Origin of the sequence: Acinetobacter sp. IRS14 (genome assembly GCF_034650275.1) — a bacterium.
Classification (GTDB): domain Bacteria; phylum Pseudomonadota; class Gammaproteobacteria; order Pseudomonadales; family Moraxellaceae; genus Acinetobacter; species Acinetobacter oleivorans.
In genome coordinates this window covers 185,295-209,564 of the sequence record NZ_JAOVFN010000001.1, presented here as the reverse complement: position 1 = coordinate 209,564, position 24,270 = coordinate 185,295, and the positions used below count along the sequence as shown (strand labels likewise).

At 37.6% G+C, this 24,270-nt stretch carries 23 protein-coding genes; 11 read left to right on the top strand and 12 right to left on the bottom strand.

Going from position 1 to position 24,270, the window contains the following annotated elements:
* Positions 1-127: 127 nt before the first annotated feature.
* Entirely contained in the window at positions 128-1,246 is a 1,119-nt protein-coding gene (locus tag ODQ17_RS01010) for a porin (RefSeq protein ID WP_322901139.1), read from the top strand.
* Between the two features lie 108 nt (positions 1,247-1,354).
* Here the strand turns inward: ODQ17_RS01010 and ODQ17_RS01005 are convergent, their stop codons facing one another.
* Both ODQ17_RS01005 and ODQ17_RS01000 read right to left on the bottom strand, forming a co-directional pair.
* A complete protein-coding gene (locus tag ODQ17_RS01005) occupies positions 1,355-1,948 on the bottom strand; it encodes a YidB family protein (protein WP_151822528.1) in 594 nt (197 codons plus the stop codon).
* Positions 1,949-2,048: 100 nt separating this feature from the next.
* Entirely contained in the window at positions 2,049-2,510 is a 462-nt protein-coding gene (locus tag ODQ17_RS01000) for a DUF6231 family protein (protein ID WP_005304907.1), read from the bottom strand.
* A 39-nt stretch (positions 2,511-2,549) separates the two neighbouring features.
* On the opposite strand from ODQ17_RS01000, the gene ODQ17_RS00995 reads away from it, so the two are divergent.
* On the top strand, positions 2,550-3,419 hold the full coding sequence (locus tag ODQ17_RS00995; RefSeq protein ID WP_322901136.1) for a DUF2797 domain-containing protein: 870 nt from the start codon (positions 2,550-2,552) through the stop codon (positions 3,417-3,419).
* A 35-nt stretch (positions 3,420-3,454) separates the two neighbouring features.
* Here ODQ17_RS00995 and ODQ17_RS00990 read toward each other — a convergent pair whose 3' ends face one another.
* Genes ODQ17_RS00990 through ODQ17_RS00975 form a run of 4 tightly spaced genes read right to left on the bottom strand, consistent with a single transcriptional unit; the run spans position 3,455 to position 8,488 of the window.
* Positions 3,455-4,573, bottom strand: coding sequence for an ABC transporter permease (locus ODQ17_RS00990; protein ID WP_322901134.1), 1,119 nt, complete (start codon positions 4,571-4,573; stop codon positions 3,455-3,457).
* A 4-nt stretch (positions 4,574-4,577) separates the two neighbouring features.
* Entirely contained in the window at positions 4,578-5,702 is a 1,125-nt protein-coding gene (locus ODQ17_RS00985) for an ABC transporter permease (RefSeq protein WP_322901132.1), read from the bottom strand.
* Positions 5,703-5,712: 10 nt separating this feature from the next.
* On the bottom strand, positions 5,713-7,476 hold the full coding sequence (locus tag ODQ17_RS00980; protein WP_322901130.1) for an ATP-binding cassette domain-containing protein: 1,764 nt from the start codon (positions 7,474-7,476) through the stop codon (positions 5,713-5,715).
* Entirely contained in the window at positions 7,469-8,488 is a 1,020-nt protein-coding gene (locus ODQ17_RS00975) for an HlyD family efflux transporter periplasmic adaptor subunit (protein WP_322901129.1), read from the bottom strand. Before ODQ17_RS00975 ends, ODQ17_RS00980 begins: the two co-directional genes overlap by 8 nt.
* Before the next feature lie 118 nt (positions 8,489-8,606).
* Here ODQ17_RS00975 and ODQ17_RS00970 point away from each other — a divergent pair, with 118 nt between their 5' ends.
* Complete coding sequence (locus tag ODQ17_RS00970; RefSeq protein ID WP_322901127.1) at positions 8,607-9,254, top strand: CerR family C-terminal domain-containing protein; 648 nt, start codon at positions 8,607-8,609, stop codon at positions 9,252-9,254.
* Here ODQ17_RS00970 and lpxB read toward each other — a convergent pair.
* Entirely contained in the window at positions 9,251-10,426 is a 1,176-nt protein-coding gene (lpxB, locus tag ODQ17_RS00965; RefSeq protein ID WP_322901124.1) for a lipid-A-disaccharide synthase, read from the bottom strand. The genes ODQ17_RS00970 and lpxB overlap by 4 nt on opposite strands.
* Before the next feature lie 220 nt (positions 10,427-10,646).
* On the opposite strand from lpxB, the gene ODQ17_RS00960 reads away from it, so the two are divergent.
* The 4 genes from ODQ17_RS00960 to ODQ17_RS00945 all read left to right on the top strand — a co-directional run bounded on the left by ODQ17_RS00960 (position 10,647) and on the right by ODQ17_RS00945 (position 14,975).
* Positions 10,647-12,782, top strand: a complete 2,136-nt coding sequence (locus ODQ17_RS00960; protein ID WP_322901122.1) for a TonB-dependent siderophore receptor — start codon at positions 10,647-10,649, stop codon at positions 12,780-12,782.
* Positions 12,783-12,848: 66 nt separating this feature from the next.
* Positions 12,849-13,148: a hypothetical protein gene (locus ODQ17_RS00955; RefSeq protein ID WP_004792597.1), complete on the top strand. Its 300-nt coding sequence runs from the start codon at positions 12,849-12,851 to the stop codon at positions 13,146-13,148.
* Complete coding sequence (locus tag ODQ17_RS00950; protein ID WP_322901119.1) at positions 13,141-14,697, top strand: PepSY-associated TM helix domain-containing protein; 1,557 nt, start codon at positions 13,141-13,143, stop codon at positions 14,695-14,697. Before ODQ17_RS00955 ends, ODQ17_RS00950 begins: the two co-directional genes overlap by 8 nt.
* A complete protein-coding gene (locus tag ODQ17_RS00945; protein WP_322901117.1) occupies positions 14,694-14,975 on the top strand; it encodes a DUF1634 domain-containing protein in 282 nt (93 codons plus the stop codon). The genes ODQ17_RS00950 and ODQ17_RS00945 overlap by 4 nt, the downstream gene beginning before the upstream one ends.
* On the opposite strand, the gene ODQ17_RS00940 is transcribed toward ODQ17_RS00945, so the two are convergent.
* The gene (locus ODQ17_RS00940; RefSeq protein WP_322901115.1) at positions 14,967-15,065 is read right to left on the bottom strand and encodes a hypothetical protein; all 99 of its coding nucleotides are present in this window, start codon (positions 15,063-15,065) and stop codon (positions 14,967-14,969) included. The genes ODQ17_RS00945 and ODQ17_RS00940 overlap by 9 nt on opposite strands.
* A 61-nt stretch (positions 15,066-15,126) precedes the next feature.
* Between ODQ17_RS00940 and ODQ17_RS00935 the strand changes: the two genes are divergently transcribed.
* The 4 genes from ODQ17_RS00935 to ODQ17_RS00920 all read left to right on the top strand — a co-directional run bounded on the left by ODQ17_RS00935 (position 15,127) and on the right by ODQ17_RS00920 (position 20,034).
* Entirely contained in the window at positions 15,127-16,014 is an 888-nt protein-coding gene (locus ODQ17_RS00935; RefSeq protein ID WP_049836553.1) for a sulfite exporter TauE/SafE family protein, read from the top strand.
* Positions 16,015-16,110: 96 nt separating this feature from the next.
* Complete coding sequence (locus ODQ17_RS00930; RefSeq protein ID WP_151826400.1) at positions 16,111-17,220, top strand: 3-deoxy-7-phosphoheptulonate synthase; 1,110 nt, start codon at positions 16,111-16,113, stop codon at positions 17,218-17,220.
* Between the two features lie 135 nt (positions 17,221-17,355).
* Positions 17,356-17,847, top strand: a complete 492-nt coding sequence (locus ODQ17_RS00925) for a hypothetical protein (protein WP_322901111.1) — start codon at positions 17,356-17,358, stop codon at positions 17,845-17,847.
* A 66-nt stretch (positions 17,848-17,913) separates the two neighbouring features.
* Positions 17,914-20,034 (top strand): TonB-dependent receptor, encoded by a 2,121-nt coding sequence (locus ODQ17_RS00920; protein WP_322901109.1) that lies wholly within the window; start codon positions 17,914-17,916, stop codon positions 20,032-20,034.
* A 48-nt stretch (positions 20,035-20,082) separates the two neighbouring features.
* Here the strand turns inward: ODQ17_RS00920 and ODQ17_RS00915 are convergent, their stop codons facing one another.
* The 4 genes from ODQ17_RS00915 to cobT all read right to left on the bottom strand — a co-directional run bounded on the left by ODQ17_RS00915 (position 20,083) and on the right by cobT (position 24,270).
* The gene (locus ODQ17_RS00915) at positions 20,083-20,823 is read right to left on the bottom strand and encodes an adenosylcobinamide-GDP ribazoletransferase (protein ID WP_322901107.1); all 741 of its coding nucleotides are present in this window, start codon (positions 20,821-20,823) and stop codon (positions 20,083-20,085) included.
* A 106-nt stretch (positions 20,824-20,929) separates the two neighbouring features.
* On the bottom strand, positions 20,930-22,498 hold the full coding sequence (locus ODQ17_RS00910) for a histidine-type phosphatase (RefSeq protein ID WP_322901105.1): 1,569 nt from the start codon (positions 22,496-22,498) through the stop codon (positions 20,930-20,932).
* Between the two features lie 124 nt (positions 22,499-22,622).
* The gene (locus ODQ17_RS00905; RefSeq protein ID WP_322901103.1) at positions 22,623-23,222 is read right to left on the bottom strand and encodes a histidine phosphatase family protein; all 600 of its coding nucleotides are present in this window, start codon (positions 23,220-23,222) and stop codon (positions 22,623-22,625) included.
* Positions 23,215-24,270, bottom strand: coding sequence for a nicotinate-nucleotide--dimethylbenzimidazole phosphoribosyltransferase (gene cobT / locus ODQ17_RS00900; RefSeq protein ID WP_322901101.1), 1,056 nt, complete (start codon positions 24,268-24,270; stop codon positions 23,215-23,217). Before cobT ends, ODQ17_RS00905 begins: the two co-directional genes overlap by 8 nt.

The following is a 24,270-nucleotide window of genomic DNA, read 5'->3' as shown; positions in this document are numbered from 1 at the left end:
TCACAAACTTTGCCGATACTGCTTAGCAAGTTGGTGAGCTTTTGTAACTTTTTGTACATAAGTCAACTACAAAATAAATAGTTAACTAGGCATACGCCATTTTTAAATACCTTTTGGAGAAATCTCAATGAAGAAATTGCTACTCGCTGCCGCAGTTGCAACTTTGAGCATAAACGCGGTGCAAGCAGCGCCAACTTTGTATGGCAAACTAAATGTTTCTATTAACCAAGTTGATAATAAAAATTTCGATGGTAAAAGTGACGTTACTGAAATTAACTCAAACTCTTCTCGCATTGGGGTAAAAGGCGAAGAGAAATTAACTGACAAGTTATCTGCTGTTTATTTAGCTGAATGGGCAATTTCTACTGATGGTTCAGGTTCTGATACTGACCTTAGCGCTCGTAACCGTTTCATTGGTTTAAAAACTGAAGGTGTTGGTACTTTAAAAGTAGGTAAATACGACTCTTATTTTAAAACTGCTGCTGGTGGTAACCAAGACATCTTTAATGACGATACACGTTTAGATATTACTAATATCATGTATGGTGAAAACCGCTTAGATAACGTAGTTGGTTTTGAACTAGACCCTAAATTATTAGCTGGTTTAACTTTCAACATCATGGCTCAAACTGGCGAAAACACTTCTGATAATAAACAAGGTGAAACTGGTAAAGATAGCAAGAATGATAGCTTTGACTCTGTGTCTACTTCGCTTGGTTATGAAAATAAAGACCTTGGTTTAGCAATTGCTGCTGCTGGTGACTTTGGTATTAAAGGTAAATATGCAGCTTATAGTCTGAAAGATGTTTATACAGATGCTTACCGTGTAACTGGTTCTTATGATATTGCAAAATCAGGCTTTGTTGTAGGTGCTTTATGGCAACATGCTGAACCTACTGATGAGTTAACAGCTTATAAAACATCAAAAACCTCTCGTGTAGATGGTGTAGATAAAACTACTGATACCTATACAAACTACAAAGGTTTACAAGAAGAAGCATATGCTGTAACAGCTGCTTATAAAATTCCTAACACTAAACTTAAAGTGAAAGCAGAATACTCTTCTGCGGAAACCCAAGTAAGTGGGAAACAGGATCGTAAAATCGACTTGTACGGTTTAGGTCTTGATTACCAAATCAACAAACAAGCTCGCTTCTACGGTATCGTTGCTCAACAAAAACGCGACTGGTTAAGTGATGATGACAAGCAAACTGTTGTAGGTACAGGTATCGAATATAACTTCTAATTAGTTATCTTTGATTCATATCTAAAATAAAAGGGCTAATGCCCTTTTATTTTATTATTCAGATTAAAAAAGCCGATATTTTTATATCTGCTTTTTTTACTTGGTAGCTTATTTTAAGAAACCACTTACAAGATTCATAACGTTTTGAATGTCTTGGTTTGCTTCTTGATGATCGGTACTTTCACCCTGAGGTGTTAATGAGTCAATGACTTGAGGTAAGACTGACGCAATTGCACCGTAAACTTGCTCTTTTGGAGCTTGAGCTTGTGCAGCAACTTGCTCAATGTCAGCTGGATTAAATAAACTCTGCAATTGTTGAGTAGGAACTTCACTATTACTTTGATTTGGATCAACCCAGCTTTGAACTTGGTTACCTAAACCCGCACCTTTTAACTTTTCTAAAGCAGCTTGCAAACCACCTTGTTGTTGAACCCAACCTAAGATTAAAGGTACAACTGCAATTAATAAACTTTGTACGCCCCCACCTGCTTGAGGTGCGTTATTATTATTTCCAGTCACTTGACCTAATACAGAACCTAGTACGCCTCCAAGACCACCTTGTGCGCCAGAAGAAGTATTGCCCCCCATTTGCCCGAGTACTGAACCTAAAATTCCACCTAAACCACCTTGACCTGATGCTTGCTGGTTCCCACCTAAAGCCTGCTGAGCCAAAACTTCTACAATGTTGCTTAAATTTGTCATGTGTAACTCTTATGTATGGTTTATACACGAGCATACGCGGATTCTTGTTAAGACAGCAAAAGCCAAATTGTTAAATTTTGAAAGAGATTTAGTGCTCTTTTTACCAGCGGAATTTATTCCAGTTCTCTGGGTTTGCCCAGAACTTTGAATTAAACCAATCTGGAACATGCTTATAGGTCAAGATGTTAAATTGCCATAAAGCAAAATCACTATCATGTGAAGTTTTATCAATGAGTTGCGTGAAACCTAAAGAACGTAATAACTGTTCATCACTGCGTTTGCTTACTACAACAATTCGCTTTGCTAATAAATCTCTTAGCTTCACTAACAATTGTGACTTTTGTAGTTCAGTTATGTTCTGCATTTCATCTGTATCAAACAATACAAAACCCAAATCATAACGCTGAGTAAAAGGCAGACTTAAAAGCTCAGTTACGGTAAAATAGTGCCATTGAATTGCGTTATTCTGGTCAATTTTCTGGCCAATACAAAGTGCAGTATGAATGGGCTGTTCGTTTGATAAATCGTCTAGCATAGAAGTGATGACATTTTGTTCAGCCATAACTGCAACCCTTAATTGAAAGATGTGAGTTTAAACTTTATGGAACTACAAGGCATTTGCCATAAAATGCATGCAGGCCTAAAAGATGCTAGTGTAACTGATCAACAGACAACCAAGGCAAATGTTGAATACAAATTTGTATTAGACCGTTCAGAAATTGATCTTCCTTTTAATTTAGGACAAGAACTAGAAATCGAATGGACAGGTAATATTTATTGCACTTCTTGTGGCACTAAAACACCAAAATCTTATTCTCAAGGCCACTGCTTTAAATGCTTTAAAACTAAAGCAGAATGTGACCTATGCATTATGAAACCTGAAACATGTCACTATCATTTAGGTACATGTCGTGAAGATGACTTTGCCCACAATGTTTGTTTCCAACCTCATATTGTGTATTTGGCAAATTCGAGTGCTTTAAAAGTGGGTATTACTCGTGTTAGCCATATGCCAAGCCGTTGGTTAGATCAAGGTGCAACTCAAGCCTTACCTATTTTAAAAGTTGGATCCCGCCGTTTATCTGGTCAACTTGAAACTATGTTTGGTTCTTTGGTTGCTGACAAAACTGATTGGCGTAAACTTCTTAAGGGTGAAGCTGAACCTCTGAAACTGACAGAACAACGTGATCAGTTAATCGAAGAGTTTGCACCAAAAATTCAATCTATTCGTGAAGAATTTAGTCAAAATCTTGAATTTAACGAAACGGTTGAACTACTAGAAAATGAGTTACCACGTGAGTTTGTGTACCCGGTTGAACAATATCCTGAAAAAATTAAGTCTCTAAATCTAGATAAAACACCAAAAATTCGTGGTGTATTACAAGGTATTAAAGGTCAATATTTAATTTTTGATATTGGTGTCATCAATGTCCGTAAATATACGGGTTACGAGCTGATCGTACGTGCTTAAGTAAGTTTTAAAGCCCCTAAAATGGGGCTTTTTAATTAAGATAATCTGTTTCTAAATAGCCAAGCTGCCAAAGGTAAAGTAACTAGTCCAAGTATGATCATTGGAATAAAGTTGAATTTAACTTGTGTAAAGCTTGCACCTTCCAAATAAACTCGTTGTACCAAGTTAATTCCGAACCTCAATGGATTTGCGTAAGTTGCTATTTCAAGTGCTTTAGGCATGTTTTCTACTGGTGTAAGTAAGCCGGAAAGCAACATCAAAGGCATAATCAATAAAAAAGTAAAAAGCATGGCTTGTTGCATATTTAAAGATAATGCTGAAATAGATAAGCCCACACCAACTACAGCTACGTTAAAACTCAATAAACCAAAATAAAGCAGCCCAATAGAGCCATTCATAGGAATTTTAAACCAGAATAAAATAATCAATAAAATAATGGTTGATTGCATCAAGCCTACAAAAATTGGCGGCAAGGCCTTACCAATCATAATTTGTAATGGTGTATACGGTGTGACTAATAACTGATCAAATGTACCTTGCTCACGTTCACGCGAAACTGATAAAGCGGATAAAAGTAATGTTTGCATCATACTTAAGGCCGCAATTAATGATGGCATGAGGCTCCATCGAGACTCTTGATTTGGGTTGTACCATGTTCTTGTTTCAAGGCTAATGGGTAAAGCTGAGTTAAATTTTTGCTGATTAAACTGACCAACAATTTTATTCAGATATGAACCTGCCACTACAGCAGTTGATGAGTTCCTGCCATCAACAATCACTTGTATAGATGAACTTTGGTTATTATTTAATTTACTCTCAAAGTCAGACGGTATCGTAATTACAACCAGTGCCTGACGATTATCAATAACTTGCTTGATTTGACCAGTATATTCAAGGGTTGCAACACGCTTAAAAATACCAGAGCCATCTAGTTTTGAGATGAGTTCATGTGAGACCTGCCCATTGCTCTGATCTAAAATTGCATAATCCACACGGTTAACATCATAAGTTGCAGCATAACCAAACAAAAGCGCTTGCATGAGGGCTGGTACAAATAGAATGACTCTATTTGCAGGGTCACTAAAAATGGTTAAAAATTCTTTTTTGACCAAAAAACTTAAGTGTTTTAGCCAAGCGATTAGTTGCTGCCACATAACTTTATCTCAACCGTTTTTTCAGTGAAAAGTTCACAGCACATATCAAAACAACGATATATCCCAAAAGAAAACCGCATTCTTTAAACCATAACTTCCAATCATCACCTCCCATAAATAAGGTCTTAATTAAAATCATAAAATGTGTAGCCGGTTGTAACTGACTAATAATTTGCACCACTAAAGGTAAGTTACGGGTATCAAAAACAAATCCTGACAGCATAAGTGCGGGCATAAAACTTGCCAACAAAGCAATTTGACTTGCTTGAAACTGACTTTGAGCAAAGCCTGATATAGTTAGACCAAGTAATAACGAGACTATTAAATATAAAAATGAAGCCGACAAAATTGAGAATAATGAACCGCGCATAGGCACTTCAAAAATAAAATAAGCAGCAACAATACAGATCACAATATCAATCATGCCGACCACAACGTACGGAATGAGCTTTGCTAATACAATTTCAAAAGGCCGTACAGGGGTAACAAATAAAGCTTCTAGAGTTCCCCGTTCCCTTTCACGAGCAATAAGCAGCCCCGTTAAAAATGCGCCAATTAAAGTTAAAATGAGCACCATTAAGCCAGGGACTAAAAACCAAGTACTGTTACCAGATTCGTTAAACCATATTCTTTGTTCAATATTAACGGCGCTTGACGTTGCTAATATTGGGCTACGGTCAAACTGTATAGACGGCGCGGTAGCTAAAGCACCTGTAACATATCCCTCTAGAGCTGTTGCTATTGTAGTAGATGTCCCATTTAATAGTAGTTGAACCTTGGCATTACCTTGTTGTGCCTGACTAGCAAAATCTGAAGGAAAATGCAAAATGGCATCAATTTCGCCATCTCGAATGGCCTGCTTTGCTTCAGGCAAATTATGAAACTCTTGACTGGCTAAATATCGTGAGCCATTTAAACCAGCTAAAGCCTGATTGATCTGTGGTGAAGACTGATCAACTACAACTCCGACTCGGGCCTGATTTAAGTCAAAGGAAAGTCCATAACCAAATAGTAGAATTAAAATAACAGGCAAAACGAGTCCAATCCCGAGGCTGCTTTTATCACGAATGAGCTGCTTAGTTTCTTTACGAACTAATGCTGTCAGCCGATTCCAAAATCCAAAGCTCATTGTAGACCTCCTAACCAGCGTGCCTTAACGCGCGTGCTTGTTCCACAATTGCTATAAAAGCCTCATTCATGTCACCAATATGTTTATCTTTACTTGCCAATTTACGGACTTGTTGGGGAGACCCTAAGGCTAATAACTTTCCAGCATCTTGTATGGCAATGCGGTCACAATATTCTGCCTCCTCCATAAAATGCGTCGTAATAATGATGGTAATGCCCTGATTTGCCAGTTCATCAATGCTGTACCAAAATGATCGCCGTGCAAGCGGGTCTATTCCGCTAGTGGGTTCGTCTAAAAATAAAATTTCTGGTTCATGTAATAGTGCAGCAGCCATCGATAGCCGTTGTTTATACCCACCCGGTAAATCACCACTTTTACTATGAGGTTTTAAATCGTATTGCTGTAAGGCTTTATCAATTTGTTGATTTAGTTTTTTGCCAGATAACCCATAGGCTCCACCAAAAAACTTCAAGTTTTCCAAGACAGTTAAATTGCTATACAGTGCAAATTTTTGAGAGACATACCCCACTTTGGCTCTTGCCTCAGCACGAGCTGTCCGTAAATTTTTGCCAGCAACTTCTAAATACCCGCTACTTGCTGGTAGCAATCCACACAACATTCGAAAAGTCGTAGTTTTACCCGCACCATTTGGTCCAAGTAATCCAAATATTTCGCCACGTTGTACAGTAAATGATGTATTGGCAACAGCAGTAAAATCTCCAAAAGTTCGGACTAAATCTTTAACTACAATGATAGGTTGCTCTGATTTTAAATTATCGTTTTGTGCTAATTGAAAAGCTTGCTCAGAAATAGGTATATGTTTTGATTGCTTTTGAGTCTGCTGCAACAGCATCATAAATGCATCTTCAAGTTCAGGTGGTCTTGTATTTGCTTTTAGCCCTTCAGGTAAAGTATCGACTGATAGCTCTTTTTGACGACTAATAAAGTTCACTTGTTCACCCTTTGGAACAGCATCAATAATCTCTACATCGTTATCAAGTAACTGGGCTTGTAAGGTCCGAGCTTTAATTTGTTCTGAAGGTTTTATACTCCATGTTTGTCCGTGTGCTATTTCTTTTAATTGTTCAGGTGAACCTTGTTTTAAAATTTTGCCTTCGTGCATGATATAAACTTGGGCACATTTTTCTGCTTCATCCATATAAGCAGTACTTATAATTACGCTTAAGTTTTCTTCCTGAACAAGTTGTTCAATAATGATCCATAAATCTCGTCTCGATAGAGGATCCACCCCAACACTAGGCTCATCAAGTAAGAGCAATTCTGGGGACCGAACTAAAGTACATGCCAGCCCTAGTTTTTGTTTCATCCCACCAGAAAGTTGCCCAGCTAGGCGTTGAGTAAACTGAGTAAGATCCGTTATTTCCAATAACCGCTTAAACCTTTGCCCCCGTACATCCTTTGAAACGCCGTGTAAGTCAGCATATAAATCTAAATTTTCTTGTACGCTTAAATCCTCATAGAGTCCAAAGCGTTGTGGCATATAGCTAATACGGTCTTGTACAGCCTGCGGATTTTTACTCACATCAATTCCAAGTACATTTAATGAACCCGAAGTGGCTTTATATAGCCCTGCAATTAATCTTAATAAAGTTGTTTTTCCCGAACCATCTGGACCAACTAGAGCTGTAAGCTCTCCTTTGTTAATTTGCATATTCAAATCAACAATTGCACTAATATCTTCTGCCTTATTATTCTCAGCCTTAAAAGTCATGAACAAATTTTTAACTTGAACCACTGCTTTTTCATCAGTCATGAGCTTTCTCACCTGAAGCAAGTGGCACTTTTGCAGTCACAGGTTGACCCATTTTCAATTGATCATTCGGATCATTTACATAGACCCTAACCTCATAAACTAGTGTTGTTCTAATCTCTTCGGTCTGTACTGTTTTGGGCGTGAACTCAGCCACTGAAGATATATAACCAATTTTTCCATTGATAGGTTGGTTGGGATAAGAATCACGAATAACTTGGGCCATCCCACCCATTTTAATAGAGCTTAAATCTTGTTCGTTTACATACACACGAATCCATTTTGGATCGGTCAAAACCAATGTATAAACGGCCTTTTGCGCAGTTGTCATATCGCCAACTTCTTGTAACCGAGCTCGTACCACTGCATTTACAGGAGACTTTAGTTCAGCTTGAGTAAGGTTATAGTTAATTAGATCTAAATTAGCTTTGGTTACTTCATACTGTGCTTTGGTCGCCTCACGATCTTCTTGTCTAGCACCTTTAATGATCAATTCTAAATTAGCTTGTCTTTCACGGACTGCTGCCTCAGCACTATCTTTATTACTTTTGGCATAGTCTAGCTCTTGTTGGCTAATGGCCCGACCATCAGTGCTACTTACCAAAATTTGTAAGCGTTGCAAGTTTTTGTTGGTTTTATCAAGCTCGGCTTGGGCAGATGCAAGTTGTGCTTTTGCTTGACTAATTTCTTCTGGGCGAGCTCCCACATCTTGTTTAACAATTGTCTCTTGTTGAGCTTTAAGCTGTGCTTGAGCTTGCTTTGCCTGAATGTGTAGTGCATTGGTATTAAGAGCCGCTAGTACTTGACCAGCTTTAACTTTATCACCCTCTTGTACTAACAGTTTCTCTATACGACCAGACTGTTCAAATGCAAGTGAAACTTGGCGAATATCAACATTTCCATATAAAGTTAATACATTATCTTTTTGATTTTTATTGTTATATTTCCATGCCCAAAAGCCGATGATAACCACAGCTATAACAACCAAGACAACGGCAATCACTTTTTTATTCATCTTATTGGCCTTCTTATTAAATTCAAATTTTATTAGTTTAAATTCAATTTAAATTTAAATTACTCCAATCTTTGAATAAAAGATATACTTTTATGGTGAACGAAAATTAGGGTTAAATATGTCCAGATCTAGACGAAGTGATGGTGACTTAACCAAGTCCAAAATTATTGAGGCAGCAGGACCTTTAATTGCCCAATATAGTTTTGCAAAGACAGCGAACAAAACAATTGCTAACGCTGCGAATGTTGATTTGGCTGCAATTAATTATCACTTTGATGGTCGAGACGGATTATATCAAGCTGTGTTAGTGGAAGCCCAAGCTCACTATTTAGATGAAAAATATTTACTAGAACTTGTTGAAAGCACTCAGTCACCAGAAGAAAAGCTAAGCTTATTACTTGAGACCTTGCTTCATAAATTAACCGAAAAAGATGTTTGGCATGGCAAAGTCTTTATTCGTGAACTCTTTTCACCTTCTGAGCATTTATTAAATTTTATTGAATTTGCAGGCATGAGAAAATTTTTTCTTATTCGTAAGCTCATTAGTCAAGTTGCTGGTTTAGATGAAAATGATCCGGCTGTTTTGCCTTGTATTTTAAGCGTGATGACACCTTGCATGATGCTCATTATTGCAGGACCTAATGCTCAAGCACCTGAGCCACTTAAAAATATTGCTCAGATGCCATTACACGATTTAGTTGAGCATTTTAAGAAATTTTCTTTAGCTGGCTTAAAAGCAATTAGCCAATCAAATCTTAAAAATTAGCTATTTAAACATTGCAAAATTGCCTGTACTGGATCTTCTGTATTTCCAGAAATAAGTTGTTTATGCATGGTTAAATGTTGCATCACCTGAATTTGAGCTGTCTCAACATTCATTAGCTTTTCTATTTCAGCGGCTAAATGTTCTGGTGTTGCATCAGCCTGAATCAGCTCTTCAATGACTTTCTTACCCGCAATAATATTAGGCAAAGAATAATAAGGAATTTTCACCAAAAGCTTAGCAATTATATAGGTCAACCAATGCAATTTATAGAAAGTGACCATTGGTCTATGCATCAACATGGCTTCTAATGTTGCAGTCCCAGAAGCTAAAGCAATGATATCACTTGCATTCATGACCATACGACCAACTTTAGACTCGCTATCTGTATTTTCTAAAATATGAATTACAGTTTCTAAATTAGGCGCTAATTGTTCAACACCCTGCTCAATCTGTTGCTTACGGGCATCGTTAATTGCGGGAATTAAAAATTGAATGTCTGGATATTTCTTGTGCAGAATATTGGCAGTTCCAAGCAACATAGGCAAAAGTCGTTCTACCTCACCTTTTCGGCTACCTGGTAACAAAGCAATATGTTTTTGATTTTCATTAAGACCTAATTGCTGTTTAGCAATTTGAATTGGATTTTCAAGTGGCAATTGTTTAGCTAACGGGTGGCCTACAAATGCTGCTGGAACTTCATATCGTTCATAAAAAACTTTTTCAAAAGGAAATAAGCAAAGTACTAAATCTATACTCTGTTTAATGCCATGAACACGTCCTTGACGCCATGCCCAAACTGAAGGACTGACATATTGAACTGTTTTTATTGGAAGATTCTTTTCTTTAATACTTTTAGAAAGTCTGAGGTTAAAGTCTGGCGCATCAATACCAATAAAAATATCAACTGGATTTTGAGTCCATTGATTGATTAAACCATCCCGCACGGCGAATAATTTTTTTAAGTCTTTTAATACCTCAACAATCCCCATCACAGACAGAGTTTCCATTGGGTAATAACTGTTAAAACCTTCAGCAATCATTTGAGGACCACCGATTCCCTCAAATTCGGCATCGATTCCTTGTTCTCGAAAACTACGCATAAGTTTCACACCAAGCGTATCTCCAGAAACTTCCCCAACTACAATGCCTATTTTAAGTTTTCGGTTTGCCAAGGCGATTTACCCAAGAATTTGAAATAATGCATTCTAGCATAGAGGTTTATCAATCTTGAACTTGATCTATATGTACTTATCAAGAGCAGCTACAGCACAAGCTATCTAAAATTACATTCATTCACCATATTTTAATCTAAATTAACAATGCAATTTGAATTGTAGCTTACATTTACAAACAATAAAATAAATGAGAATTATTTACATTATCCTTAATCTTATGAATATCCCACCTCGACCATTTAAGCTTACTGTAATCGCCTGTGCGATTTGTTATGCGAACCTCTCTTATGCTCAAGACTCAGAGGTACAATCTTTACAGACGATCCAAGTTAAAGCATCAAATGCTGAGCAGTCTTCTGAACAAACCAAAGCATATAATGTTAAGAACTCAAGTAGCGCAACCAAGCTTAATATTGAGGCTAAAGAAACTCCTCAAACTATTAATGTCGTTACTCGTCAGCAAATTGAAGATTTCGGACTTACCAGTACACGAGATGTTTTAAAAAATACTCCTGGTGTAACCGTATCTAATCAAGAAACTGAGCGAACTACTTATATGGCTCGCGGCTTCGAGATTTCAAATATATTAACTGACGGCGTGGGTTTTCCCCTCTCAGGTTATAACTATAACAATACGAATCCTGATACTTATTTCTATGATCGTGTAGAAGTCGTTAAAGGTGCTGATTCTTTAACTAACGCCTTCGGTGATCCGAGCGCAACAATCAACAATATTAGAAAACGTCCGACTCAAGAATTCCAAGCAAGTGGCGGTGTAAGTTATGGTTCTTGGGATACGCAGCGTTATGAAGCTGATGTCTCTGGCGCAATAATACCGAGTGGAAAAGTACGTGGCCGTATTATGGGCTATGAGCAAACTGGTGATTCTTACCTTGATCGATATTCATCAGAGAGAAATGGTTTCGCAGGTATTATTGAAGCTGATTTGACAGATAGTACTTTACTGACCGCAGGTTATAGCCAAGAACAAAATAAACCCAATGCAAACAACTGGGGTGCTCTGCCTTTGTTAGATGCCAATGGTAAACAAATTTCATATGACCGCTCATATAACCCTAACCCTGACTGGGCACACTGGGATAATGAAACACAAAATGCTTTTGTTGAATTAAAGCAAAAAATTAATGATCAGTGGACCGCTAAGCTGACCTATAACTATCTTGATACCAAGCATAATAGTCGTCTTCTTTATTATTATGGTTATCCAAAAGCTGATGGATCAGGTGTTTCTCTAACTCCTTGGGGTGGTCAAGAGCACCAAGAAAAACATGCTGTCGATTTTAATCTCGAAGGAACATATAAACTTTTCAATCGAGAACATGAAGCATCTTTAGGCTACAGCTATGTACGTAATCATCAGCAAGATAAACAATCTACAGGAACGATTAACGATAGTAACGTTATAAAATCAACCACTACTGATTGGTCAAGTTGGACACCGCAATCTGTAACTTGGTCAGATTTCACAGAAGCTGCAAACTATAAGCAGAATATTAATTCCATCTATGCTGCGACACGCTTACATCTTAATGAAGATTTAAAACTTTTACTTGGTGCAAACTATGTCCAAGCTGAAAGTAAAGGCGAAAGTTATGGTTCCCCAATGTCATATAGTGAAAGTAAAGTCTCACCCTATGTTGGACTAACTTATAACTTTACACCTGAATATACAGGTTATATGAGTTACACCTCAATTTTCCGTCCTCAAACTGGTATTGATAAAGATACCAATCAAGCTTTAAAACCTATTGATGGTAAAAGCTATGAGATGGGCGTAAAAAGTTCATGGCTAGATGACCGTTTAACAGGAACACTTTCAGTATTTAAAACTGAACAAAATAATTACCCTCTACGCAGCTCTGATGGAAATCCACTTAATCGAAAAGTACCAACGAGTGATTTAGAGTCACAAGGTGTAGAAGTCGGCTTATCAGGTCAAATCACAAATAATGTGAATCTTTCTTTCGGCTATGCTCAATTTAGTATTAAAGATATTAAAAATGGCGGCGAGGCAAGAACTTATAATCCAAACCAAACACTTAACGTGCTAACCACCTACACGCCACCAGTTTTACCGAAGCTAAAAGTTGGTGCAGGCTTACAATGGCAAGATGGGATAAAGTTATATGATTCAAATGTTAACAGTACGATTAAACAAGATGCATATGCTTTAGTTAATTTAATGGCGAGCTATGAAGTCAACGATCATATTACGCTTCAGGCAAATGGGAATAATATTTTTGACAAGAAATATTTAAATAGTTTTCCAGATGGCCAAGCTTTTTATGGTCCTTCTGCCAACTATACAGTTGCTGTAAAGTTTAAATATTAATATCGTAGCCAATCCCAATTTAGGGATTGGCTTTACTTATTATTCTTTGTGTATGTGTCAGTAAAGATGTCCAAAACTGTAAATCTCCCAGTGTCATATCGTATAAAAGTTTTCTATCGATTCTTGCTCGTTTTCGGTATGGGCTTTGCCTGTATGGCGTATTTAAGTCTTGGACTCATTGGAATTTTCCTTTTGACCCTCGACAAAGCTGAAGCTATATATCTCGCAGCATTTATAGCAATTCTATTTTACGTCATCTTTGTGATTGTTGGTTTCTGCGTTCAATCACTTTTGAAACTCACTGGGCTATCAATTGTTTTGTGTGCCCTTTTCTTTTTTATGACGCGTATGGTGGGTTATGCATAAAGGTATACGTCAATCTATGGCATGGCTACACTCATGGACTGGCTTAATATTTGGATGGCTCGTATTTGCCATTTTCTTAATGGGAAGTTTGTCCTATTACCGCCATGAAATTAATTTATGGATGCAGCCTGCACTTGCACAATATGAAGTAAAACAAGATATTGCCATTAAAACAGCATATCAATATTTACAAGAAAACGCTCCAGATGCCAAATCTTGGTATTTAACAGTTGCTACACCAGAAAGTCCCGTCAACACTATGTATTGGGAAAAAGCTGACGGCAGTTATGGCAATGCCACACTTGATGCTAACACGGGAAAAGAACTTCAACTTTCGGCAACTCTAGGCGGCGATTTTTTTTATCGATTCCATTACCAACTTTTTGGCATTCCAATAATAGTTGGGCGATTAGTCGTGTGTCTTGCCGCATTTATTATGCTGATTGCTTTGGTTTCGGGCATTATTACCCATAAAAAAATATTCACTGACTTTTTTACTTTACGTACATTTAAGTCTCAGCGTTCATGGCTAGACTTTCACAATATTTCTTCAGTCGTTGCTCTGCCCTTCTTTTTAACCATTACATTTACAGGCTTAGCTATTTTCTTTTATTTATATCTGCCTTGGGGAATGCAAAAGATTTACCCTGAAAACCCTTATCAATATTTTACCGAGATACGCACAAAGACTGTGCTTGAGAATCAATCAATTCAGCCTGCTCAAAACTTAGCTATTGATAAGCTATTGAGTCAAGTTCAACAAAGTTGGGGTAATCAACCTTTATCAACGATTAGTGTAAAAAATCCGAATACCAACCAGGCGCAAATTACATTTATTCAGCAAGAAGACTGCTCTATTACCCGTAATCAGGCTCAAATTACATTAAATGCTTCAACCGGCAAAGTCTTAGAAGACACACGTAATAATAGTCCTATTGCAACGTTAAATGCGGGTGTCTATGGGCTACATATGGCGACATTTGCTCAGCCTTTACTTCGTTTAGGATTCTTTTTCTCAGGCATTTTAGGCTGTGTAATGATTGCCTCTGGTTTATTACTGTGGAGTCTTAAACGACAAATTCAAAATAAGAATAGTAAGTTTCATTTCGGGCACTACTTAGTTGACCGATTGAATGTTGCAGCGTTTGTTGGATTACCTTGTGCAACTGTCGCCTATTTAAGCGCGAATCGATTGTTTACAGTCACATCAACCACGATCAATTATGAAATTTATAGTTTTTTCTTAGTTTGGTTAGTCAGCTTGATCATTGCTTTATTCACTAAAAAGCAGCATTTGTGGCGAACTCAACTTTGCGTTTTTATTATGCTTTGTATTGCACTTCCCATCTTAAATCTAAGTTATTTACTTAAACATGAGTATGTTCAAAGCCTCAGAGATTATTGGACCTTTGCACGTGTAGATGTATTTTTGTGGATCTTTGCAGCTTTAGCAATTTTTATATTCTGCAAAATTCAACCTATCCAGCATAAAGCTGTCGCAAAAATTCAAAAAAAGCTGAATAAACTAAATACTGAGGTGAGCTCATGATTCTTATAGCTTTCATCTTAATCTTATTAGGGATGTATTTACTATTTATGGCGAGTGAAAAATATCGATCACCGAAATCGACAGGACATTTCAAATCGATAGCTCAAAAATATTACCGACACATTAAGATAGCTGCACTCATGCTATTTGGTTTATGTGCATTTATTCTTATTCAACACTATAAATTTTCAATTGGTTTTGTCAGTTGGTGGATCTTTGCAACGCCATTAACTTTTCTTCTTATACTTTTAGTTAATCCTCTAAAGTCTTCAAAATAAGATTTTCTTTAAAAAATGATGAAAAATAGAACAAGCTAAGCAATATTTTGATTGCTTAGCTTTTTTTTGCATAAGCAAATCATTATTCATGACAACTGTTTATCTCTAAAAGGAATAAGATATGTGCGTTTCGTGATAAGTGGCGATAAAGATGTCTGGTGCTTTTGAATTTATCTTAGCGGGTATGTTAGTTGGTTTCTGTGTAGGGATTACAGGAGTTGGTGGTGGATCATTAATGACACCAATTTTAATTGGCCTTTTTAGAATTGAACCTCATATCGCAATTGGTACCGATTTACTTTATGCCGCAATTTCAAAATTTTGTGGATCAATGGTTCACGCTAGAAAGCTCAATATTGTCTGGCCAATTGTTTTATGGTTAGCAGTAGGTAGTATTCCTGCATCTTTCGGTACTACATGGGTACTTGAGCATTATTTAAGTCAGTCAACACACTATAAAGCTGTACTCACCATGGTGTTAGGTTTTATGCTGACTTTAACTGGTGTATCTATCATTTTCCGCTCTCGTATTGAGAAGTTCTTTAGTCGTTTTAGAAGTAAAGAAGTCACTCAAACTGAGACTGAGCATTTAGCTATCCATAAGAAACGTAGCTTTATCGTGGTGATGGGTATCATCTTAGGTGTATTCGTAACGCTTTCATCAGTCGGTGCTGGTGCATTTGGAATTATGGCACTCGTGATCATGTTCCCGAACTTACCAATGATTCGAATTATTGGGTCAGATGTTGTACATGCCGTATTGCTTACTTTAGTAGCTGGCCTTGGACATATGAGTGCTGGTAACGTCGACTTTACGCTTCTTATGTGGTTATTGGTGGGTTCAATTCCTGCAATTATTGTTGGTACGCTAATTAGTTCTCGTATGCCAGAACGATTAATCCGAAAAATTTTAGGGATTACCCTATTTGCCCTCGGTGTTAACTTTATGGTTCACCCAGTCAAAGCAAAACCGAAAGCACCTGTGGTACAACAACAAGCTGTAGTTGCCGAAAAAACAAGCAACTCAACTGAAAGATAGCAAAATCAATAAGATTTTTCCAAACTGAAATACCATGAGATGTAGGATTTTCATAATTATTTCATGGTATATTCAGTACACAAAACAACCTTTAGTATGATCGAACCAGTGACAGCAATGACTACACATTCAAATTCCGTTTCAAAGCCAGATATCGACGACGTTAATATTAAAAGCATTCAAACTCTTGTAACACCAGCTGAGCTTAAGTCAGAACTTCCTTTATCTGATGTTGCTTCACAAACTGTTCTAAAAGGTCGCGATACCATTCGTAATATTTTAGATGGTTCAGATAAGCGTTTGTTTGTCGTTATTGGTCCTTGCTCTATTCATGATCCAAAAGCTGCTCACGAATATGCCGATCGTTTAAAAGCATTAAGTGAAAAGGTTAAAGATTCACTATATTTAGTTATGCGTGTTTATTTTGAAAAACCACGTACAACAATTGGTTGGAAAGGTCTCATTAACGACCCTGACATGAATGACTCTTTTAATATTGAAAAAGGTTTACGTATTGGTCGTAAGCTTTTGCTTGAATTAAATGAAAAAGGTTTACCATGTGCAACTGAAGCACTTGACCCGAACTCTCCGCAGTACTACCAAGACTTAATTTCTTGGTCTGCAATTGGTGCACGTACAACCGAAAGCCAAACTCACCGTGAAATGTCTTCTGGTCTATCATCACCAGTAGGTTTTAAAAATGGTACAGATGGCGGTTTAACTGTTGCAACCAATGCGATGCAGTCTGTTAAATATGGTCATAGCTTCTTAGGCCTTAATGAAGACGGACAAGTTTCGATTATTAATACAAGCGGTAACCCTTACGCACACGTAGTATTACGTGGTGGTAATGGCAAGCCAAACTACGATGCTGGCTCTGTTGAAGAAGCAGAAAATGCTTTAGCAAAAGCAAAAGTTAGCACTAAAATCATGATTGATGCGAGCCACGCAAACTCAAATAAAGACCCGTACTTACAACCACTTGTTCTTAAAAATATTACTGAACAAATTTTAGATGGTAATAAGTCAATTGTTGGTCTTATGGTTGAAAGTCACTTAAAAGGCGGCCGCCAAGATATTCCTGAGAATCTTTGTGATCTCGAATATGGTAAATCAGTGACTGATGGCTGTATTGACTGGGAAACGACTGAAAAAACATTACTTGAAATGCATGAATCTTTAAAAGACGTTTTACCAAATCGTTAATACATCTTTTTAAGAAAATCAATTAAGCCCTCATTTTTGAGGGCTTTTTTATTTTTCTTTGTCGGAATTTAGCTATGATGACTTTTCTTTTTTGATTATACTTCGGCGAGCTTTTCCACTACGACCGCCTAGAATATGGTGCTGAGTTTTCGTCAACATTTGCTGAAGTGGCGCACGCTTTTAAGTGCTATCACTTTGCTGTGTTTACTATGGCACATTTTTTTGCCTACTTTAGTGCAAATTGGCATCGTACCTGAGTTATACACCATGCCTAGTCACTGTCAGCCAGTCACACTAGAGCATCCATTTCACCAGCAAAATTTCAATACTCAGCAGCATCACTCTTCACATGCCCATCACCAGATGGAATCTGTTCAAGATAAATTTCATAGTTCGCATGCTCAAGAAGTCTTTGCTCTAGCTACTCAAATCATGAAGCATTGTCCACTTTGTACGCATGGTCTAGATGCAGCAATTTTAATTCCTTTAATTGCTTTGATTTTTGTTTTAATTTTACGTTGGTTTACCCGTGTACGATGCCTGTGCCATACATGGACAATACAGCTAGAACTTCCCCCTACGTTCTATATTTTACCGATTAAACACGCTCCACCTGCTGCTCTGTAAAACGCAACTTTTACCATCCTTGATTTTCAAGGACTCAAAACTTATTGCTTTTTATAGGGTCAAAATATGTTATCCCTCAAATTCCGCTTATCTGTTTTAAGTGTGGCGTGCTTTTCTGCCTCAACCAGCTCTATTATTTTTGCTGAAGATTTAACACCAGCAAATAGTGACACAAAAACTTTAGCAACGATTGTAGTCACAGCAAGCCGTGAAGGTGAAACACTCGGTAAAACACCAGCAGCTATTAGCCAAATTAATAACGAGCAAATTGAAAATAAACATGCCATGTTTATTGGACAACTTGTGAACCAGACACCAGGGGTTTTAATGAATGACCTTGGTAATGAGCAGCACATGATGTCCATACGCCAACCCATGACAACCGCAGCTGTATATCAATATTTAGAAGATGGTCTTTCAATTCGCCCTGTAGGCGTGTTTAACCACAATGCCCTATACGAAATGAATATGGCTGGCGTGGACAATATTGAAATTTTGCGTGGACCTGCGAGTAGTGTTTATGGGAGCAATGCCATTGGCGGAACTATTAATTTTTTAACAAAGGCGCCAAGTACAACACCAACAGCTGATATTGGCCTGAGTGCGAGTAGCGAAGGTTATCGCCGTGTAGATGTAGGGGCATCTGATACTTTTAATACAAACAACGGAACACATGGTTTAAGAATTTCTGCCTATGCCAGTGATCGCGGTGATAGCTGGCAAGATCATGCCGCATCAGATAAACAAAGCATTACCTTACGTCATGATTGGCAAATTTCAGACACAACTAAACTGAAAAACATTTTTAGTTATAACCACTTATATGCAGATATGACAGGTATTTTAAATGCTGAAGATTATAGTCAACGCCCTGGCTATAGCTATCAGACATTTACCTACCGTGAAGTAGATGCAACTCGATTGTCTTCCCAGCTTAGCCATGACTGGAATGATCAGCAGCAAAGCCAAATTACTTTATATTATCGAGACAATACAACTGAGCAAAACCCAAGCTATAACATAAAAACAGATAAGAAAGATGGAGTTGCAACAGGAACATACAGCGGACAAACAACATACAATAGTTTTCAGTCCTATGGGCTTAACTTACAGCATTCAGCAACGCTAGGCCAAGTTAAGTTAGTTGTCGGTGGCATGGCTGAGCATTCTCCGACCCAAGGTCGAACCAATGACATTGAAGTTTTTCGAGATCCAGTTACCCGTATTTATACCGGTTTTAAACAGCGAAAACTTTTACGTGATTTTGATGTCGATGTTGATAATGAAGCAATCTACGCCCAAGCTAACTGGCAAGCTCTACCTACTTTAAACTTAGTCGGCGGCGCTCGTTATGACTGGATTCGTTATGATTATCAAAATAATTTAACTCCATCTAATGTTACGGGCGCACCTGATGAAACGCGAAACTTTCATAAGGCCAGTCCGAAACTAGGTGCAATTTGGAACGTAACACCACAAATTGACTTCTATACAAACTGGTCACAAGGCTTTGTCCCACCAGAAGTTAGTAGCCTTTACGGCGCAAATTTAGTCACACCAAATTTGACTGAAGCAACTTTTACCAATATTGATACAGGTATTCGCTTTAAAACATTGAATGATCGTTTGGACGGTGAAATTACGCTTTATCGTTTAAATGGTGAAGATGAAGTAATTAGTTATACCAAGCCAGATAATAGCCGTGAACCACGGAATGCGGGTAAAACTCGTCACGAAGGTATTGAAGTGGGTGCAACTTGGCAAATTTCCGATCAGCTTGACCAAAAACTGAAACTATCAGGTAGCTGGGCTCACCATCGTTATGAACAATTTCAGCCATCATCCACTATCGACTATAGTGGTAATGATATGCCGAGTGCCCCAAAAACTTTTGGTACGCTGGAATATCAAATTAAACCAATTCCAGAACTACTACTTTCAGCAGAAGGTATCTATGTAGGTTCATATTGGATTAATGATGCTAATACACAAAAATATGACGGACACACAGTACTCAATCTTCGTGCGAACTATCGTAAAAAAGCTTATGAGGTATATGGTCAGATTTTAAATGTGGCAGATACTCATTATGCTGAAAGTACTTCTTTTAGTAATAATGAAGTGAGCTATACACCAGCTGCACCACGTACTTATTTATTAGGTCTACGCTATCACTTTGGTGATTAATCAACTTTAAGTTTGTGGTCATCAATTTGGCCACAAACCTTTATCTAGCTATAAATAAAAATAACTCACGACAAAAGCAAAAAGCAGCACGGTTTCGCTAAGCTCAATCGCTGCCCCCACTGTATCACCTGTAATACCTCCAATTCTTTTAATAAAGAGATGCCTTAAATAAACAAGGCTAATTAAAAACACAATGATGCCAATAAGCCCTTGCCATTCCCAATATAAAGCCAATAGCAGAACCAACCCAGCTATTATCCAAGAAGTCGTTTTAGGTAAATGATCAGTCAACGAACGACCTAAACCTTTTTCACGGACATATGGTGTAGTTAAAAACAGAATAGATGGCACAACACGACCTACTACGAGAACAAAGACTAAAAATAACGTTTGATGTTGTTCAATCAACACATAAATCAGTACAAACTTGAGCAAGCAAATAATAACTAAACTTAGCACGCCAATTGGACCACAACTTGGATCCTTCATGATTTGTAAAGTACGTAGTTTGTCTCCAAAACCACCTACCCATGCATCTGCCGTATCTGCTAGCCCGTCTAAATGTAATCCCCCTGTCAGCCAAATCCATAAAGTCATTATGATGGCAGCAAGCAAAAGAACGGGTAATTTGGCAAAAAGAAAGGCAATAAAAAATAGAATCCCACCAATAATCAGCCCAACCAGTGGATAAAACAAAATAGCTCGACCATTTTGTTGCCCCGTCGGCATTGTCTTTAACTCAATAGGCAGAACAGTTAAAAATTGCAATGCAATCCAAAAAGGTGTCATATCCAAGTCTCTAACTGATCTATATTTAAAAGCAAATTGGATTATGAATAAATAAAAATGGGAATAGCAATCCCTATTCCCATTAAAGACTCCAAAAACTGAAAATCTATTGAATTTGATAGCACTGTTTCAATTTAATGTAGTCGTAGTAAAAACTAGTTGGTGTATAACGTGCATAGTTACATGCAGATTTGAACAAAGTTTCTTTTTCGTTATAAAGCATTTTAACCAAAGTATTGCCTTGGCTATTTTGGTAAATATCCCATTGGACATTTGCCGCCATAGGTGAAACTACTTCACCGCGCCATGCGCTGGTTGAGTAATTATAAGTCTGACGTAGTGGTAAAGGCTGCATCATATTATGTAAATCTAGGCTCGTTGCCAAAGGAATAATAATTTCAGCATGGGCAAACCGTAAAACTGCTTTGTAAGGCTGAGCTTTATTCACTACGGCGTCAACTTGTTGGAACAGATCCTGTTTAAGTCCTTGAGCAATTTCACTTGTGACTTGATTTGACTCTGTAAAACTTGGACCTTTTTCGTAAAAATCGTTTGCATCATTAAATTCAGCGTAGAATTTTGCAGCATATAACGGCATATATTTATCAAAATCGATACCCTTTAACTCATCTTTCATGCCACCAGAAATTGAATAGAGCTCATAAATATAAGCTGCTGCATCAACTGCACTGGCAATTGTATTTTTACCCTTACCTTTTTCTGTAATTTGCTCACCTTTTGGTGAAGTTACCGTAAAGGATCCGGTATTGCTAAAGTTATAACCTGTTGTACCCATTTTTTTAATAAAGTCTGCTTTAAAAATCGGATTAAGTACAGTTTGGGCAGTTTTTTCAGCTGCTGTATTTTTTGATAACTCATCTAACTTTTGGGCTAAATCTTTATTATTTTCTTCAAAATCTTGATAGGCCTGACTAGCATCATAAATTTTTTGTTGATTAGGACTCAATGGCTGAGTTAAATCTTCATCTGCATTCAAACTATGAAAATAAAGTTTAAAACGATCAACCCCACCATCTTCAACACTTGGAACGCTTGCACTCGATAAATCAATATAAGACGTTGGCACAATTTTATCGTTAAGGTGCGGTTGTTGTTGAATGAGTTCAGCCGTGAAGAATTTAGCACTATCTACTGCACGATCCACTCCAGAACTTTGTACCAATATAGATCCTTGCGAATTTAAAAGACTTGGTAAGCGTTGTAATAAACGATCTGCAATGCCACGGTGTTCTAAAATACCAGTCATGGTTTCATTTCCATAACCATACTGGCGAATTCCTTCCACGCCATAGCCTAATAAGATATTGGCTTTCATCATTGCTTCTAAATCTGCACCCAGTTGTTCGCCTAATGGTGTTAAGGCATTTTCTGCTTTTGCCTGTTTCCATAAATTATAAAGTGCCAAATCATATTTTAGACTTGAGAGGCCTCTTGAACCGTGACGTGCCACTAACTCTGTAAAAACTGGCTGGAACCCATTGGGTGCTTGTTCATAGTTTTTTATTTCTTGTTGTGGCTGGTAAGGTGTTTTAGTTTGATAATATTTTGATGAATTTGTTGGGGCAGTTGTTTGAATGTCTTGATCATAATTATTGTTACAAGCCACAAGTAATAATGATGCTGCGAGCACAGTCGTTTTAAATAAAATATTCATAAGCCAGATGAGTGATTAATAAGAAATGCCAATAGCTTAATTTTTAGCAATGACAGTTCTATTACAAACACTCAAATATCTTTATAAAAATAATAACTTACATGTGTATAGAAGTATAAAAGTGCTATCTCAACATGAAAGTTAATTGACCACCTGTTTCAGAAAATTCGAATGAATATAATTTCCCAAGCTCTGCCGGCATTTTCAGTAAATCATCTAAAGGGTATTGCCCAGCCAAACAAGCCAATAGCTTAATCACACCACCATGTGTAACAACCAATGCATTTTGCCAATTTTGGTTTTGCATTTCTACGAGTAGTTCCTGAAAACCTTTAAGAACCCTTGTTTGAAACTGCATTAATGTTTCTGCACGAGGTGGGCAATACTGACTCGGTTTTTGCCAAAAATTTGCCAGTAATTCTGGTGAAGTTTCATAAATTTGCTGAGTTGAGACACCTTCCCACTCACCAAAATACATTTCTTTTAAGTCATGGTTTAAAAGTAAAGATAGCTGAGTTGTCTTTGCAAGTTGCTCAGCAAAACAAGCACAACGTTTTAATGATGAACTTATAATGACATCCCATGACTGATTTGCAACTTGTTCAATGGTTGACTGCATCTGCTGCCAACCTTTTTCCGTTAACTCATCATCCAAATGGCCACGTAAAGTATGGCTATATTGACTCTCGCCATGTCTGAGCAAATCAATTCTGAATTTACCCAATTTTATCCCCGCTTACGGCAGCTTGAGCAAAGGTAGCCATTTGGTTGTGTAATACACATGCCATTTTAACTAATGCTAAGGCGGTACCTGCACCACTGCCTTCACCTAACCGCAAATTCATTTTTAAAATCGGCTCTGCATTGAGTTCTTGTAAAATACGGCGGTGACCATACTCTACCGATTGATGGCCAAACAACATCCAGTCACGTACTTTAGGGTTCATTCGTACCGCACATAAAGCAGCTACTGAACTAATAAAACCATCTACAATGATAGGTAAGCCCATCTGTGCACATCGAATATAAGCACCTACAATTGCTGCAATTTCCAATCCACCTACAGCACACAATGTTTTGAATGCATCACCAGTAACATGTTTATGGTGAAGTTCAATTGCTTGTTCGATTACTTCAATTTTATGTCTTAACTGATCGGCACCAATTCCTGTCCCTACTCCAGTTAATTGTTCGGCAGTATCATTTAATAAAAGACATGCTACGGCAGAAGCAGAACAAGTATTTCCAATTCCCATTTCACCCGCAATATAAATATCTGCACCGTCGGCTTTAGCTGTGTCTACACTATTTTTACCTAACTCTAAAGCAGCACGACATTCATCTGCATTCATTGCAGCTTGTTTTGCAAAATTTGCCGTACCAGCACGAATACAATGACGTTCAACGCCTGCGTATTCGTACGCTTCACCTACGGTTCCGCAATCAATCACTTGCAAATGAGCTTGATGATATTTGGCAATGACACTAATTGCTGCCCCGCCAGTTGTGAAGTTTTGCAGCATTTGACGAGTTACGGCTTGAGGGTATGCAGAGATATTTTCTTCAACCACGCCATGATCGCCCGCAAAAATCGTAATCCAGGGATGGCTAACTTGTGGATGTGCATTTGACTGTAAACTGGCAAGTTTAACTGCTATCAGTTCTAAATCACCTAAGGCACCAGTAGGTTTTGTGAGTTGGAGTTGATGTTGCTCTGCTTGTTGTTTTGCGTCCAAATTTGGTTGCTGTACAGACTCTAACCACCAGTTCAT

Excerpts from the sequence above, each read along its gene's own strand:
- ODQ17_RS00960 (WP_322901122.1), top strand. The coding sequence starts at position 10,647 with ATGAATATCCCACCTCGACCATTTAAGCTTACTGTAATCGCCTGTGCG.
- ODQ17_RS00935 (WP_049836553.1), top strand. The coding sequence starts at position 15,127 with ATGTCTGGTGCTTTTGAATTTATCTTAGCGGGTATGTTAGTTGGTTTC.
- ODQ17_RS00945 (WP_322901117.1), top strand. The coding sequence starts at position 14,694 with ATGATTCTTATAGCTTTCATCTTAATCTTATTAGGGATGTATTTACTA.
- ODQ17_RS00930 (WP_151826400.1), top strand. The coding sequence starts at position 16,111 with ATGATCGAACCAGTGACAGCAATGACTACACATTCAAATTCCGTTTCA.
- ODQ17_RS00925 (WP_322901111.1), top strand. The coding sequence starts at position 17,356 with ATGGTGCTGAGTTTTCGTCAACATTTGCTGAAGTGGCGCACGCTTTTA.
- ODQ17_RS01000 (WP_005304907.1), bottom strand. The coding sequence starts at position 2,510 with ATGGCTGAACAAAATGTCATCACTTCTATGCTAGACGATTTATCAAAC.
- ODQ17_RS01010 (WP_322901139.1), top strand. The coding sequence starts at position 128 with ATGAAGAAATTGCTACTCGCTGCCGCAGTTGCAACTTTGAGCATAAAC.
- ODQ17_RS00940 (WP_322901115.1), bottom strand. The coding sequence starts at position 15,065 with ATGAATAATGATTTGCTTATGCAAAAAAAAGCTAAGCAATCAAAATAT.
- ODQ17_RS01005 (WP_151822528.1), bottom strand. The coding sequence starts at position 1,948 with ATGACAAATTTAAGCAACATTGTAGAAGTTTTGGCTCAGCAGGCTTTA.
- ODQ17_RS00955 (WP_004792597.1), top strand. The coding sequence starts at position 12,849 with ATGTCCAAAACTGTAAATCTCCCAGTGTCATATCGTATAAAAGTTTTC.
- ODQ17_RS00990 (WP_322901134.1), bottom strand. The coding sequence starts at position 4,573 with ATGTGGCAGCAACTAATCGCTTGGCTAAAACACTTAAGTTTTTTGGTC.
- ODQ17_RS00975 (WP_322901129.1), bottom strand. The coding sequence starts at position 8,488 with ATGAATAAAAAAGTGATTGCCGTTGTCTTGGTTGTTATAGCTGTGGTT.
- ODQ17_RS00980 (WP_322901130.1), bottom strand. The coding sequence starts at position 7,476 with ATGACTGATGAAAAAGCAGTGGTTCAAGTTAAAAATTTGTTCATGACT.
- ODQ17_RS00910 (WP_322901105.1), bottom strand. The coding sequence starts at position 22,498 with ATGAATATTTTATTTAAAACGACTGTGCTCGCAGCATCATTATTACTT.
- ODQ17_RS00985 (WP_322901132.1), bottom strand. The coding sequence starts at position 5,702 with ATGAGCTTTGGATTTTGGAATCGGCTGACAGCATTAGTTCGTAAAGAA.
- ODQ17_RS00995 (WP_322901136.1), top strand. The coding sequence starts at position 2,550 with ATGGAACTACAAGGCATTTGCCATAAAATGCATGCAGGCCTAAAAGAT.
- ODQ17_RS00970 (WP_322901127.1), top strand. The coding sequence starts at position 8,607 with ATGTCCAGATCTAGACGAAGTGATGGTGACTTAACCAAGTCCAAAATT.
- cobT (WP_322901101.1), bottom strand. The coding sequence starts at position 24,270 with ATGAACTGGTGGTTAGAGTCTGTACAGCAACCAAATTTGGACGCAAAA.
- ODQ17_RS00950 (WP_322901119.1), top strand. The coding sequence starts at position 13,141 with ATGCATAAAGGTATACGTCAATCTATGGCATGGCTACACTCATGGACT.
- ODQ17_RS00915 (WP_322901107.1), bottom strand. The coding sequence starts at position 20,823 with ATGACACCTTTTTGGATTGCATTGCAATTTTTAACTGTTCTGCCTATT.
- ODQ17_RS00920 (WP_322901109.1), top strand. The coding sequence starts at position 17,914 with ATGTTATCCCTCAAATTCCGCTTATCTGTTTTAAGTGTGGCGTGCTTT.